The organism is Phyllobacterium sp., assembly GCF_037994425.1.
In the GTDB taxonomy this organism is placed as follows: Bacteria; Pseudomonadota; Alphaproteobacteria; order Rhizobiales; family Rhizobiaceae; genus Phyllobacterium.
Genome location: NZ_JBBNAM010000235.1, coordinates 1 through 13,215, shown reverse-complemented (window position 1 = coordinate 13,215; position 13,215 = coordinate 1). Strand labels below are relative to the sequence as shown.

Genomic DNA, 13,215 nt, shown 5'->3' with positions numbered 1-13,215 from the left:
CGCTGGCACTGGCCACCCGACATCTGGTGTGGGAAATGGCTCAGCCGTTCGGCCGGATTGGGGATGCCCACCAGTTCGAAAAGCTCGATGGCACGCGCCCCGCGGGCCGCCTTGTCTAGACCGAGATGGACGCGCAGCACCTCCTCGATCTGGAAGCCGACGGTGAAGCAGGGATTAAGGCTGGCGATCGGCTCCTGGAAGATCATGGCAATATCCTTGCCGACGATCTTGCGGCGATCCGACGCCGACATGCCGAGCAGATCGATGCCTTTGAACTGTAGCTTGTCGGCAGTGACCTTCGCAGTCCAGGGCAGAAGGCCCATTGCCGCGAGCATGGAGACAGACTTGCCCGAGCCAGACTCGCCGACGATTGCCAGCACCTCGCCCTTGTCCACCCTAAGCGAGACACCGTTCACAGCCCGGAAGGGACCGGACGCCGTCTGGAATTCGACAACCAGATTTTCGACTTCAAGAAGGGACATCACGACCTCTTCAACTTGGGATCAAGCGCATCGCGCAGGCCGTCCCCCATCAGGTTGATGGCAAGAACGGTGATGAGAATGGCAAGGCCGGGAAAGGTGACGACCCACCAGGCGCGCTGGATGAATTCGCGGGCTTCGGCCAGCATCGTTCCCCATTCCGGCGTCGGCGGCTGGGCGCCCATGCCGAGGAAGCCAAGGGCCGCAGCTTCAAGAATGGCATTCGAGAACGAAAGCGTACCCTGCACGATCAGCGGCGCGAGACAGTTCGGCAGAATGGTCTTGAACATCAGGCGAAGATGACTTGCCCCTGCGAGCTTTGAGGCGACGACATATTCGCGGTTCTTTTCACTCATAACTGCAGCGCGAGTAAGCCGCGCGAAGTGTGGCTGTAGCACCAACGCAATGGCGATCATCGCATTGAAGAGCCCGGGTCCGAGGATCGCTACCAGCACGAGCGCGAGAAGCAGCGGTGGAAAGGCGAGGATAATATCCATGATACGCATGATCAGCGCATCGACCCAGCCACGGAAATAGCCGGCGAGAACACCGAGGACCACGCCTGTGACCATTGAAATGGTCACGACGATCAGGCCGATGAACAGCGAAAACCGAGCACCATAGATGAGGCGCGAGAGCAGATCGCGACCGACGGCATCCGTTCCGAGCAGGAACATCGAATTGCCGCCCGTCTGCCACGATGGCGGTGTAAGCAGCGCTTCACGGTATTGCTGGTAGGGCGCATGCGGCGCGAGGACGGGTGCGAATATGGCGACGAGCACCAGAAAGACGAGAACGGCGAGGCCGATCACAGCGCCCTTGTTGACGCTGAAATAGAACCAGAACTCCGAGAGCCGCGCCATTCGGCCCGCGGACTTGGGGGCGGCGAGCGGTACGGGAGGGGAAACTTCGTTGGTCAAGACTTCCTCACTTTACGCGGATGCGCGGATTGACGACCGCATAGAGCAGATCGACAATCAGATTGACGGTCATGACGATGAGTGCGACGAGCATGAGGCCACCCTGCACGACGACGTAGTCGCGCTTGGCAATGGCGTCGATCATCCATTTGCCGATGCCCGGCCAGGAGAAGATCGTCTCGGTAAGGATGGCGCCGGCCATCAACAGTCCCATCTGCAGACCGATCGTGGTGATGACAGGGATCATGGCGTTGCGCAGGGCGTGAACGCCGATGACCCGGCGTGGTGCAAGACCCTTGGCGCGCGCCGTGCGGACGTAATCTTCGCCCAGAACCTCGAGCATCGCTGAGCGTGTCTGCCGCGCGATGACGGCGAGTGGGATCGTCCCAAGCACGATGGTCGGCAACACGAGGTGCGAGAACGCCGACTTGAAGGCTCCTTTCGGCCCGGAGATCAGGCTATCGATCAGCATGAATCCGGTGGTGGGCTTGAAGAAATAGATGAGATCCATGCGGCCGGATACCGGCGTCCAATGCAGGATGCCCGCAAAAAGGATGATCAACAGAATGCCCCACCAGAAGATCGGCATCGAGTAGCCGACGAGCGCAATGCCCATGCTGAGCTGATCGAACACCGAGCCGCGCTTGACAGCAGCGAAGATGCCGGCGGGAATTCCGATAATGGTCGCAAACAACATCGCGCAGATGCTGAGCTCGAGCGTAGCCGGAAAGAGCGTCAGGAAGTCGGTGAGAACAGCGCGCTTGCTAGCGATCGATGTTCCGAAATCGCCGTGGAATATGTTCCAGACGAACGAGAAATACTGTTCCCAGATCGGCCTGTTAAAACCGAACTGCTCCATGAGCAGCTGATGCCGCTCCGGCGTCATGCCGCGTTCGCCGGCAAGGGCGATGACGGGATCTCCCGGAAGCAAGCGAATAAAGATAAAGGCGATGAAACTGATGCCAATGAATGTTGGGATCAGCAGCAGCACTCGGGAAGCGATATAACGGAACATGGCAACCTGAAAAAATGCGGTACCGGCCGAAGCCGGTACCGCGAGGAGTTCTAATTACTCGGCGATGTCAACGCTTTCGAAATTGTGGACACCAAAGGCGCTTGGCACGTAGCCGGAAACATTCTTGCTCATGGCCGTCGTAACGAGCGAATGAGCCAGCGTTGCCCATGGGGCTTCGCGCTTGAACACGACCTGGGCCTCTTCATAGAGCTTGGTACGCTCGGCAACGTCGGAAACCACGGCAGCCTTGTCGATCAGGTCAGTGAATTCCTTGTTGCACCATGCAGCGCGGTTCGAACTGCCAACGGCCTGGCAGGACAGCAGCGTTGCAAGGAAGTTGTCCGGATCGCCATTGTCCCCGGTCCAGCCGATGATGACGGCGCCGTCATGCTTCGGATCCGAAGCGCGCTTCAGATATTCCTGCCAATCGTAGCTGACGATCTCGACCTTCACGCCAACCTTGGCAAAGTCCGACTGCAGCAGTTCTGCGGTACGGCGGCCATTCGGCATGTACGGACGTACAACCGGCATTGCCCAGATCTTCAGCGAAAGATCCTTGACGCCAGCCTTTTCGAGAGCAGCCTTTGCCGCTTCAGGATTGTATTCGTCATCCTTGATCGACTTGTTGTAGGACCACATCGTTGGCGGGATCGGATTGACGGCAGGCGTACCCTGGCCGAGATAAACGGCATCGACGATAGCCTTCTTGTCGATTGCCATGTTGAGCGCCTTGCGCACTTCAGGCTTGTCGAACGGAGCCTGCGTCGTGTTGTAAGCGAGGGTCGAAACGTTGAGGCCGCTTTCCTGGACGACATTGAGGTTCGCATCTGCCTTGAGGCCTTCAACGTCGGCTGGATCCGGATAGATCGTCAGCTGGCATTCGCCTGCCTTGAGCTTCTGCACGCGAACGGCAGCATCGGGCGTGACCGCAAAGATCAGGTTGTCGAGCTTGACCTTACCCTTCCAGAAGGTCGGGTTGGCTTCATAGCGGATGGCCGTGTTCAGCTGGTAGTCAACGAACTGGAACGGACCCGTGCCGACCGGCTGTTCGTTAAACTTCTGCTGAGTGCCGTCGGCCTGCAGCTTGTCGGCATATTCCTTGGAGACGATGGACGAAAAGTCCATGGCAAGGTTGGCGATCATCGGTGCGTTCGGTTTTGTCAGCGTGATCTTGACGGTGAGGTCGTCGACCTTTTCAACCGACTTGATCAGCTTTGGGAAGTCCATGCCTTCGAAATATTCATAGGAAGCGCCATCTACGTATTTTGCCCAGGGGCTGCCTTCCTTCTGGCGTTCGAAGGAGAAGACGACGTCGTCGGCGTTGAGGTCACGCGTTGGCGTGAAATAGCTCGTCGTCTGGAACTTGACGCCCGGACGCAGCTTGAACGTGTACTGCAGGCCGTCGTCGGAGATGGTCCAGCTTTCAGCGAGTGCCGGCTCTACTTCAGACTTGCCTGGCTTGAACTCGACCAGCTTGTTAAAAACGGCCTGTCCCGTGGCATCAAGCGTCTCGCCGCCCGTATAGAGCGCGGGGTCGAAGCCGCCAGGTGCCGCTTCCGAGCAATAGACCAGCGTCTTGGCCGAGGCTCCACCTGCCATCAGCCCACCCGTCAGCATTGCGAGCGCGCTCGCCGCAAGGAGTTTCTTGTAGGTATTCATCTTTTCCACCTTCAGAGGTTTTTTGTGTTGCAGGCCCCCATGCCTACAACGAAGGTCGCATGGAAGCCTTTGCAATGTCGCAATGCAAGCAGATTCATTCGCAGTCAACCCGTCACAGAACGCTTAATTGTCGATTCTGGGGAAAATCGCCCCATTCAATCAAATAATAGTGAAATCGCCTAAAAATCCGTCCACTAACTTTCGGTATGCGGGGTAGAGTCGTTTACCACTTTGACGCGAAAGTGGCGTATTTCGCGCCAAGAAGGTACATTTCAGTGTAGTTTAGCACCAAAACACGTGCAAGAACTGATGAAGCGCAACAGGAGTGAGTTATTTTGGACGCAAACGGGCAAACAGCAATCGTCACGGGCGCGGGATCGGGCCTCGGCGCCGCAACCGCGCGCGCCCTGGCGCAAAAAGGCGCCAAGGTTGCCATCATTGATATCAATCTCGAGGCAGCCGAGAAAGTTGCCGGGGAGATTGGTGGAATTGCCCTCGCCTGCAATGTCGCCAACGCTATCGAAGGCCAAACCGCTGTCGCCCGCGTTACGAAAGAACTTGGAACGCCCCGCATTCTTGTGAACTGTGCCGGCATCGCCAATGCGGGTCGCATCGTCGGCCGCGATGGGCCGCACGACCTTGAATTGTATCGCCGTGTTATCGAGGTCAATCTTATCGGCTCGTTCAATATGCTGCGTCTCGTCGGCGACGCGGCTTCGAAACTGGAGCCGCTGGCGACTGGAGAACGGGGTGTCATCATCTCGACGGCATCGGTCGCAGCCTTCGACGGTCAGATCGGCCAGGCCGCCTATGCCTCGTCAAAAGCGGGAATTGCAGGTCTGACCCTTCCAGCCGCACGCGAACTCGCGCGCTTCGGCATCCGCGTGATGGCGATTGCACCTGGTATTTTCGGAACGCCGATGCTGCTCGCCATGCCGCAGGAGGTGCAGGACTCGCTCGCCGCCTCGATACCCTTCCCCTCAAGACTTGGCAAACCGGAGGAATACGCCGCACTCGCGCTGCATATCATTGAAAACCCCATGCTGAATGGTGAAACGATCCGGCTCGACGGCGCTATTCGTATGGCACCGAAATAACGTCTGAGACTGCGCTGCCACATTGGCGGGCGCGCCAAATGGACGAAAGGGCGCGCGAGGGACCAAATTTCATCGCATGGGCGGGCTTTCATAATTTGGTCCCAATCCGTGGAGTATCCAGGATCAGGATCTGCGCCTTGCCTGATCGCGCTTCCATACCGTGAAATTGAAAGCCCATATGATGAGAAGAATTAGCGCCATGCTGTTGCTGCCGCTCGCCTTGGCGGCGCCGGCGAAGGCCATGGATTCCGGTGCTGCCGAAGAGTTGGAGCGACTTGATCCCGAAACCCGGCTGGAACAGCGCTGCGATCTCGAAGCAATGGACCGCATCCACAAGGACCCGGCCAAGCTGGTACCCGACGAACTCGTCGCCTATGCGTTTGAAGAACCGAAGATAAAGGGAGACAAGATCCGGTCAGTCGGCGCCGCCTTTCGCAGCAAGGGCGAGTGGTATCACCTCTCCTATACGTGCTCGACCACGCCCGACCACATGACGATCTTGACGTTTCAATATGCTATCGGCCAGGTGGTTCCCCACGATCAATGGGCGCACCACTACCTGGTCCCCTAACAATTCGAGGCGCACAAGGCGCCCGGAACCCAAACCAATTCGGAATATAGAGTTTTAGTTGAACGTCGGACGATCCTGCGCAAGGAGCATTTGTCCGATCGCATCGACCTTCTTGGCGTTCGGCGCTTGATAGGCGAGCGCGCTCGTATCCGCTGCGGCCGCAGCCGCGACGGCTGGCTGGGCTATCCGGACGGTTGGCTCATTGGACGACCGGTAATCCATCGCCTGCGGCGGCGGATCCATCGGCACCGCCACCTTCGCCGGGTTGGCAATAACTGGCGTTATGTCAGCTTGTGCGACGAGGATTGGCTGGTTCGCTACACGGCCCGATGTCGCGGTCGACGTCGTTGTCGATGCAGCAACCGTGGTCGTCGTCACGCCCGGCACGGCGCTCGCCACCATCGTCGGCGCAGTAGCGGTTGCAGGCCTGCCACCCATGCGCAGGCTGGCGATATAGGCATTGGCGATGGCTGCGCTTGCCCCCTTCGAGGCAATGTCGGCAGAATGGTAACGATCGCGCTTTTCGTAGAAAGCGTTGCCACCGGCGACGACGGTATAGTGCATGTTCTTATAGGGGAAACGAAGACCGGCCGTATGGAAGTACATGGCGTTCTTCACCTTGGTATTGCGTTCGCCCCTCAGCACTGCATCGGCTGCGGCTTGCACATCCGGTAAGGCAACGGACTTCATCGGACGGGAAAGCACACCCGGGGCAAACTGTCCCTTCTGCCCGACAACCCCACATATAGAGTCGCCCCACTTGCCGGAATCGAGACGATTCATCACGACGGTACCAACCGCGACCAAGCCGTCCTGGCTTGATCGATTGGACTCGAAGAACATGGCCCGCTCAAGGCACTCCTTGTCCTTCGGCGTATAGGCATACGTCTTGCTGGTACCCTTGGACGTCAAATTGGCTGAAATTTTCGAGTGCTGTCCGGTCTGCGTGCAACCACTAACAAGCCCCGCGGCCGCTATAATGCCCGCAATTGAATGGATCTTCCACTGAGCGAAGCCGATCACGAAGCAATTCTCATCGCTGTTGTTCCTGCTGGTGAAGGTGCTCACAGAATGAGCCCATTTGGGGCCAAACAATGGCAAAGATGACGTTAACGTTACCAGACCTATTCATCCAATTGAAATCATGATGTTATTTTATTCACCGAAACAGCAAAAAAATTCCAAAAATGGCGAAATTAAGAATTCGTTTACCGTAATTGCCTTATTCTTCGGGCGACTAATCAAGCTCAAAAGGCACGACATGCAGAAGCGCTCCGCCCGATATGACACGCGCGAATCAGTAATGGAAGCGCTCAAGGAACTCGTGGCCCTGCAGGTTCACGCCGAGGATGTCGCACCCGTACTCTGTACGATCGGGCCTGTCGATCTCGACCTCCTCGACGATTGCATGGATGCGATCGGGCTCAACGACAACCGATCCGTCGCCGCTTGACCGCCCCTCAGTTTTAAACGCCTTGTCCCTTCGCCCGTCACACTCTATCAATCTGCCGAAAGATTGCGAGGGACCATCCCTGTGAGCGAAAAACAAGACGTCCTGCAAGAAAACGACGAAGGCGCTATCCGCCTCGTGCGTACATTGCTGCGCAGCGCACGGCATGCGGCCATCGCGACGCTTGCACCAAATTCCGGTGCGCCGATCGCAACGCGCGTCGGTCTTTCAACCGATCACGACGGCACACCCATTATTCTCGCATCGGCGCTGGCGGCCCATACGCCGGCACTCCTGGCCGATCCACGCTGTTCACTGTTGGTTGGCGAGCCCGGGAAGGGCGATCCTCTCGCCCATCCGCGCATGACCATAAGCGCAAAAAGCCGTCAGATCGCTCGCGGCACGCCCGAGCATGCGCGTATCGAGTGGCGGTACCTCTCGCACCTTCCTAAGGCCAAGCTTTATGCGGGCCTCGGTGACTTCAGCTTTTTCCGCCTCGAGCCAGAGAATGCCCGCTTGAATGCCGGTTTCGGCCGAGCCTATCAACTCGCCGCGAGCGAATGGCTCAGTCTCAATCCGGCAAACGACGAACTTGCGGCGGCGGAACAATCGGCGGTCGACCACATGAACAAGGATCATGCGGCAGCGATCGCGCTTTACGCCCGATATTTCGCTAAGACGCGAGATGGCAGCTGGCGGATTGCAGGCATCGATGCGGATGGATTTGATATCGTCGACGGCGATGCAGTAGAGCGCATTTTTTTCGCTGCGCCGCTCACGTCGGCCGACGACATGCACAAGACACTCGTGCGCATGGCCGGCGAGGCCCGCGCCGGTCTTCAGACATCTCAATCTCCGGCATGACAGTTTCGGCGCCCGATCAGAGGGTGATCCGTATCGATGACCCCGGTGACGAGCGGCTTGCCCCTTATCGTGACGTGCGCGAGCGTGACCTCGTTGGACGCGATGGCAGATTCATCGCAGAGGGAAAGGTTGTGTTGAACGTACTCCTGACGAGCCCGCACTTTGCCGCAGAATCGCTCCTCATCCTTGAGAACCGGATATCGGGCCTGTCGGAACAGCTACCGCTCTGCCCGCCCGACATACCGATCTATTGCGTCAATCGCGGCACGATGGACACCATTGCCGGTTTTCCGATGCATCGGGGCATTCTCGCGATCGGGCGACGTAGCAAACCCCACTCGGTCGATACGCTGCTTGCCGCCATGCCGGGAGAAGCGCTGGTCGTCGTCCTGTGCGGCCTGTCGAACCACGACAATATGGGCTCGATCTTTCGCAACGCCGCCGCTTTCGAAGCCGACTGCATTATCATGGACGAGACGAGTTGCGATCCGCTTTACCGAAAGGCGATCCGCGTCTCTGTTGGCGCAGTTCTGAAGGTCCCGTTTGCCCGCGGTGGTTCGATCGAGGCGATCATCAGCAAGCTGCAGACCGAGGGTATTGCCATTTTCGCTTTGAGCCCCGCCGGGACGAAGAGCATCTACGACGCGCAGCCCGCGCCCCGCACGGCTCTTCTCCTTGGGACGGAAGGCGAAGGTTTGCCGCAGGCGCTTCTCGAACGTTTGCAGACAGTGAGGATTCCCATGTCGAAGGGCTTTGACAGCCTTAACGTTGCAACAGCCTCAGGCATCGCCCTTTCTCGTTTCAGCCGCTTTGCCGGCATTTGACGCAGCCCGGAGAGCCCGCACGCGATCGGCAATACTGACGATCGCCTCGCCATTTTCGTCATAAACAGCAGGCGATTGGTTTCCGGTCTTGGCAAGGATTTCATTGACCGGTGACCTCGGACCCTCAAGCTGCGCTACCATCGCGACAACCTCGGCAGCGAGCGTATTCATCTCTTCGCGCATGAGCCTCGTTTCGTCCGCCTGGACGAGCGCTTCCTTGCCTCGCGGCGCATCCACCACCGATGTGCCCTGCTTGCGCCCATCGGCAAGCACCTTCCGCAGCCGGTCGTTGAGTCGCTCTATGTCTTTCTCGCGGCGAGCCAGCATGGCCTCTGCGTCTGAAAGCTTCGTCAGAAGCGCGGCAGACCGCTTTTCGAACTCGGCGCGCTGCGTTGTTTCCTGCCCCAATGTATGTTGCAGGGCCTTGTAGTCGGTCTCGACCCTGCGCCGCTGTTCGTCGCTGTCGCGCTTGTCCTGCCGCGCTTGCTTCAATTCGTCGAGGAGGTTTTCGACCCGCGCGGATTGAGCCGCCAATTCAATGTGCAAACTATCTGCATCGATCGACAACTTCGAAAGCCGGCGGTTGAGTTGTTCTACTTCGGCGGAACGCTCTTCAAGACTTTTCTCGGTACCGCTCAAGTCCTTCGTCAATCGTTCAAGATTCTGTTCGTTTGAACTGAGTGACGTCGAAAGGCCAGCAATGTTCTTCTCCTGGTCCGCGAGTTCGGTCGACAGGTTGCGGATGATGCGCTCCTTTTCGCCAATCTCGGCCAAATGCAATGCAGATCTTTCGCGAGCGCTTTCGAGCGCGAGCTCGAGCTTGCGCTCCGCCATGGCGTGTTCCGCACGCAATCCATCCCGTTGCGCCTGAATCTCGTTGAGCGTCAACGGCGTCTCGGCTTCAACGTGTTTTCGCGTCAAAAGCATCGCCCTACGCCAGATGGGTGGCGCGACCAGCAGCGCCAAGAGAACGGCAGCGAGGAAACCGAGTGCGAAATAGAGTACTGACTGGATCAAGATCGGGGTCCTGTTGAATATCTGTCGAGCAAAGTCTTAGCAGCGAGGGCGCCGAAATACAAAGACGCGGACCGCATGGGTCCGCGTCGGGTAAACATAAAAGTTCAGTCCTGTCAGAAGGGATTCCATGTCGGTGTCTGCGTCAGCTTGAGATAGCCGACATTGACGCCGAGGCGAGCGCCGACCCCTGTCCGGATCGGGACAAGCAACACCTGATTGCGCTTCAGGACATTGAAGCCGACGCCGGCGAAAAGATAAGCCGAACCGGCGACGCCGACAAAGCGGCCATAAAGATTTTTCACATCGTCGAGGTTATAGACGAGCATCATGACACGCGAGCCCTGCCCGCCGAAATCCCAGCCGATCGACGGACCCTGCCAGAACGTTTTGTGATCCCCGGCGTTCTTCGTATAGAGCGTGCCCTCTCCATAGGTCAGACCGCCGATGAGGGCGCCCGATCCTTCCTCACCGAGAACATAGCCATTCGGCAGGCCGTAACTCTGAAAGACCTTTTCGACAGCTGTGGCCAGCCCGCCGGAGGCCGACCCGAAGAACCGCTGGCCGGAATTTACGATCTCTTCCATCGTATAGGTTTCTTGCGCACGGGCCGTCTGGGCCTGGGCAAAAACAAGTGACACGAGTGTCAGGAAGAGAATAAAACCACGGTTCAAAGACAAGAGTAGAGACGCCATCGTAATTCCTTTTGGCTGTTCGCTGCTTTGCCTGACGCCTGATACGGGGAAATGCAGATCTTGCGCCTGCTTGCTGATTTGGTGCTCAATTTAAGGCGCTAAACCTTGTATAAAAGTTTATGAATCGATCTTGGCATTTCAATGACTTGCAAAGATTGGCAAAAATGCTGGAAATTCGGCATTCACAGGCTTCGGCCACGACCTTCTTGCCGATCCGGACGCAGCTATGTATCCAAATAGCGCTAAAATTCGAAGTGATTCGCCTTCCAGTGATTCGTGAAAACCAACCCGTCGATCCCCAGGAGAAGCCCTTATGACATTGCCCGTTATTCTTTCGGCAACGGACCTCGGAGCACTCCTGAGCAGCCGCATCTGCCACGACATCATCTCACCGGTCGGCGCCATCAACAACGGTCTTGAACTGCTCGAAGAGGGCGGTGCCGACGAGGACGCGATGAACCTTATCAAGTCGAGCGCGCGCAGTGCCTCCGCCCGGCTCCAGTTCGCGCGCATTGCCTTCGGCGCAGCAGGATCGGCAGGCGTCCAGATTGATACGGGCGACGCACAGAATGTTGCGAACGAATACATGAAGGGCGAAAAGGCTCAGTTCACCTGGGAAGGCACTCGCGTTCTCCTGCCCAAGAACAAGGTCAAGCTCCTTCTCAACTTGGTGCTGATCGCCAATGCTGCCCTTCCGCGGGGCGGCACGCTTGCGGTCAAGCTCGAGGGCGGAGATACCGAGCCGCGCTTCGTCCTCACCTCGCGCGGACCGATGCTGCGCGTTCCGCCGAAATTCCTCGAACTTCACAGCGGCAGGGTGCCGGAAGAACCGATCGATGCCCATGCGGTGCAGCCCTATTATACGCTGCTGTTGGCGCAGGAAGCCGGGATGACCATCTCGATTCATGCGACGCCGGAAGAGATCGTCTTCACTGCGGCGTGACCACAGCATAAAAGTTGCGCTAATATTTACCATCAACATTCGGTATTTGTTCACTCAGGCCCGTTAGTCTTCGGACCCGGAAAGGTGTGTTTCTGGCGCTACCGGGGGTATTGCATTGCTGCGTTGCATGATCATTGATGGTTCGCCGGTGGTGCGGAAGGTTGCGCGCAGACTGATCGCCAGCGACACGACCGTTGTTACGACGGCCGACACCGGATTTCAGACCGTGGCGGCTTGCAGCGTCGAGATGCCCGACATTATTATTATCGACAGTGCCATCGCCGACATGCCGGCCGCCGACATCATCGCCCAGGTAAAGTCGCTTCCCGGCGGAGCGACCAGCAAAATCTACCTCTGCCTGCCGGAAATGGACCTTGCCAAGATCATGCGCGCCAAGCGTGCAGGTGCCGCCGGCTACCTTTTGAAGCCTTTCAACCGGGCCTCGATCGCCGAAATTCTGCCGCAAGTGCCTGCGTCAGGGTGATGCCGAAAGACGATCTCCCGATCGCCTGGAGGCAAGGCGACAACCGTGAGAGCATGCTCGCCAAGGTATATCCCGGCAGGGAAGCTCTGTACTTTTGCACAATCGTCCAAGACCCGGATTGGTCGGCTTGCTAGGTTCATCTTCCAGCCAGAGGAGTTGCGTATGGATACCGTCACGACCTATCGTCCAATCAATCTTGCCCAAAAATTCAGTCTCGTCTCGGAAAAATGGGCGCCTAAAGTCATCGCCGAACTTAACGATTATCAGTTCAAGATCGCGCGCATCGAGGGTGATTTTGTTTGGCATGACCATCCGGAAACGGACGAAGCCTTCATTGTCGTCGAAGGCGAGTTACGCATCGATTTCCGCGACGGATCAGTCCTGCTCACGGCGGGCGAAATGTTCGTCGTGCCCAAGGGCGTCGAGCACAAGCCCTATGCCGCCAACGAGGTCAAGCTGATGCTGATCGAGCCGCGCGGCGTTTTGAATACGGGAAATGCCGGCGGGGAACGAACGGCCGCAACGACGACTGGATCTGAAGCTGGTTGCAGCTTGGATCGCGCAATAAAAAAGGCTCCGTCTGAACGGAGCCTTTGAGATTTTAACCGCACGATGGCGATCAGGCGATTTCGCGCAACTCCGTCGAGTCCGGCTCACGCAGCACATAGCCGCGGCCCCACACGGTCTCGATATAGTTGACACCGTCGGAGGCCGAGTCCAGCTTCTTGCGCAGCTTGCAAATGAAGACGTCGATGATCTTGAGTTCGGGCTCGTCCATGCCGCCATAGAGGTGGTTGAGGAACATTTCCTTGGTCAGTGTTGTACCCTTGCGCAGGGAGAGCAGTTCCAGCATCTGGTATTCCTTGCCGGTCAGGTGCACACGCTGGCCGCTGACTTCCACCGTCTTGGCATCGAGATTGACGATGAGATCGCCCGTGGTAATGACCGACTGGGCGTGGCCCTTGGAGCGGCGCACGATCGCGTGGATGCGGGCGACGAGTTCGTCCTTGTGGAAGGGCTTTGTCATATAGTCATCGGCGCCGAAACCGAGGCCGCGAACCTTGTCCTCGATGCCGGCCATGCCGGAGAGGATAAGGATCGGGGTCTTCACCTTGGACAGGCGAAGCGTCCGGAGCACTTCGTAGCCGGACATGTCCGGCAGGTTGAGGTCGAGCAGGATGATGTCGTAGTCATAGAGCT

At 57.9% G+C, this 13,215-nt stretch carries 16 protein-coding genes; 8 read left to right on the top strand and 8 right to left on the bottom strand.

Going from position 1 to position 13,215, the window contains the following annotated elements:
• The 4 genes from AAAB35_RS16480 to AAAB35_RS16465 all read right to left on the bottom strand — a co-directional run.
• On the bottom strand, positions 1 to 482 hold a 482-nt coding region (locus AAAB35_RS16480; RefSeq protein WP_340669373.1), incomplete at its 3' end, for an ABC transporter ATP-binding protein.
• On the bottom strand, positions 482 to 1,342 hold the full coding sequence (locus AAAB35_RS16475; protein WP_340669375.1) for an ABC transporter permease subunit: 861 nt from the start codon (positions 1,340 to 1,342) through the stop codon (positions 482 to 484). The genes AAAB35_RS16475 and AAAB35_RS16480, both read right to left, overlap by 1 nt.
• A 64-nt stretch (positions 1,343 to 1,406) precedes the next feature.
• Positions 1,407 to 2,414 carry an ABC transporter permease subunit gene (locus AAAB35_RS16470; protein WP_027233488.1) on the bottom strand — a complete coding sequence of 336 codons (1,008 nt, stop codon included), beginning with the start codon at positions 2,412 to 2,414 and terminating at the stop codon, positions 1,407 to 1,409.
• 54 nt (positions 2,415 to 2,468) lie between these two features.
• The gene (locus AAAB35_RS16465; RefSeq protein ID WP_340669372.1) at positions 2,469 to 4,073 is read right to left on the bottom strand and encodes an ABC transporter substrate-binding protein; all 1,605 of its coding nucleotides are present in this window, start codon (positions 4,071 to 4,073) and stop codon (positions 2,469 to 2,471) included.
• A gap of 335 nt (positions 4,074 to 4,408) precedes the next feature.
• Between AAAB35_RS16465 and AAAB35_RS16460 the strand changes: the two genes are divergently transcribed.
• Both AAAB35_RS16460 and AAAB35_RS16455 read left to right on the top strand, forming a co-directional pair.
• On the top strand, positions 4,409 to 5,170 hold the full coding sequence (locus AAAB35_RS16460) for a 3-hydroxyacyl-CoA dehydrogenase (protein ID WP_340669371.1): 762 nt from the start codon (positions 4,409 to 4,411) through the stop codon (positions 5,168 to 5,170).
• Between the two features lie 181 nt (positions 5,171 to 5,351).
• Positions 5,352 to 5,741: a DUF930 domain-containing protein gene (locus AAAB35_RS16455; protein WP_340669374.1), complete on the top strand. Its 390-nt coding sequence runs from the start codon at positions 5,352 to 5,354 to the stop codon at positions 5,739 to 5,741.
• A gap of 54 nt (positions 5,742 to 5,795) precedes the next feature.
• Here the strand turns inward: AAAB35_RS16455 and AAAB35_RS16450 are convergent, their stop codons facing one another.
• The gene (locus AAAB35_RS16450; RefSeq protein ID WP_340669370.1) at positions 5,796 to 6,764 is read right to left on the bottom strand and encodes a cell wall hydrolase; all 969 of its coding nucleotides are present in this window, start codon (positions 6,762 to 6,764) and stop codon (positions 5,796 to 5,798) included.
• A gap of 238 nt (positions 6,765 to 7,002) precedes the next feature.
• On the opposite strand from AAAB35_RS16450, the gene AAAB35_RS16445 reads away from it, so the two are divergent.
• From AAAB35_RS16445 to AAAB35_RS16435, 3 genes are all read left to right on the top strand, one after another.
• Positions 7,003 to 7,194 carry a hypothetical protein gene (locus AAAB35_RS16445; RefSeq protein WP_340669369.1) on the top strand — a complete coding sequence of 64 codons (192 nt, stop codon included), beginning with the start codon at positions 7,003 to 7,005 and terminating at the stop codon, positions 7,192 to 7,194.
• A gap of 81 nt (positions 7,195 to 7,275) precedes the next feature.
• On the top strand, positions 7,276 to 8,055 hold the full coding sequence (locus AAAB35_RS16440; protein WP_340669368.1) for a DUF2470 domain-containing protein: 780 nt from the start codon (positions 7,276 to 7,278) through the stop codon (positions 8,053 to 8,055).
• On the top strand, positions 8,052 to 8,879 hold the full coding sequence (locus tag AAAB35_RS16435) for an RNA methyltransferase (protein WP_340669367.1): 828 nt from the start codon (positions 8,052 to 8,054) through the stop codon (positions 8,877 to 8,879). The genes AAAB35_RS16440 and AAAB35_RS16435 overlap by 4 nt, the downstream gene beginning before the upstream one ends.
• On the opposite strand, the gene AAAB35_RS16430 is transcribed toward AAAB35_RS16435, so the two are convergent.
• Both AAAB35_RS16430 and AAAB35_RS16425 read right to left on the bottom strand, forming a co-directional pair.
• A complete protein-coding gene (locus AAAB35_RS16430) occupies positions 8,835 to 9,896 on the bottom strand; it encodes a hypothetical protein (protein WP_340669366.1) in 1,062 nt (353 codons plus the stop codon). The two genes, AAAB35_RS16435 and AAAB35_RS16430, sit on opposite strands and share 45 nt — an antisense overlap.
• A 113-nt stretch (positions 9,897 to 10,009) precedes the next feature.
• Positions 10,010 to 10,588: an EipA family protein gene (locus tag AAAB35_RS16425; RefSeq protein WP_340669365.1), complete on the bottom strand. Its 579-nt coding sequence runs from the start codon at positions 10,586 to 10,588 to the stop codon at positions 10,010 to 10,012.
• A 313-nt stretch (positions 10,589 to 10,901) separates the two neighbouring features.
• Here AAAB35_RS16425 and AAAB35_RS16420 point away from each other — a divergent pair, with 313 nt between their 5' ends.
• The 3 genes from AAAB35_RS16420 (at position 10,902) to AAAB35_RS16410 (ending at position 12,612) form a co-directional block, all read left to right on the top strand.
• Positions 10,902 to 11,531, top strand: coding sequence for a histidine phosphotransferase family protein (locus AAAB35_RS16420; protein WP_340669364.1), 630 nt, complete (start codon positions 10,902 to 10,904; stop codon positions 11,529 to 11,531).
• Between the two features lie 127 nt (positions 11,532 to 11,658).
• Positions 11,659 to 12,015 (top strand): response regulator, encoded by a 357-nt coding sequence (locus tag AAAB35_RS16415; protein ID WP_340669363.1) that lies wholly within the window; start codon positions 11,659 to 11,661, stop codon positions 12,013 to 12,015.
• Positions 12,016 to 12,177: 162 nt separating this feature from the next.
• Positions 12,178 to 12,612, top strand: coding sequence for a cupin domain-containing protein (locus tag AAAB35_RS16410; protein ID WP_340669362.1), 435 nt, complete (start codon positions 12,178 to 12,180; stop codon positions 12,610 to 12,612).
• 22 nt (positions 12,613 to 12,634) lie between these two features.
• Here the strand turns inward: AAAB35_RS16410 and AAAB35_RS16405 are convergent.
• Positions 12,635 to 13,215 (bottom strand): response regulator transcription factor (locus AAAB35_RS16405; RefSeq protein ID WP_340669361.1); only part of this gene is annotated, 581 nt, incomplete at its 5' end.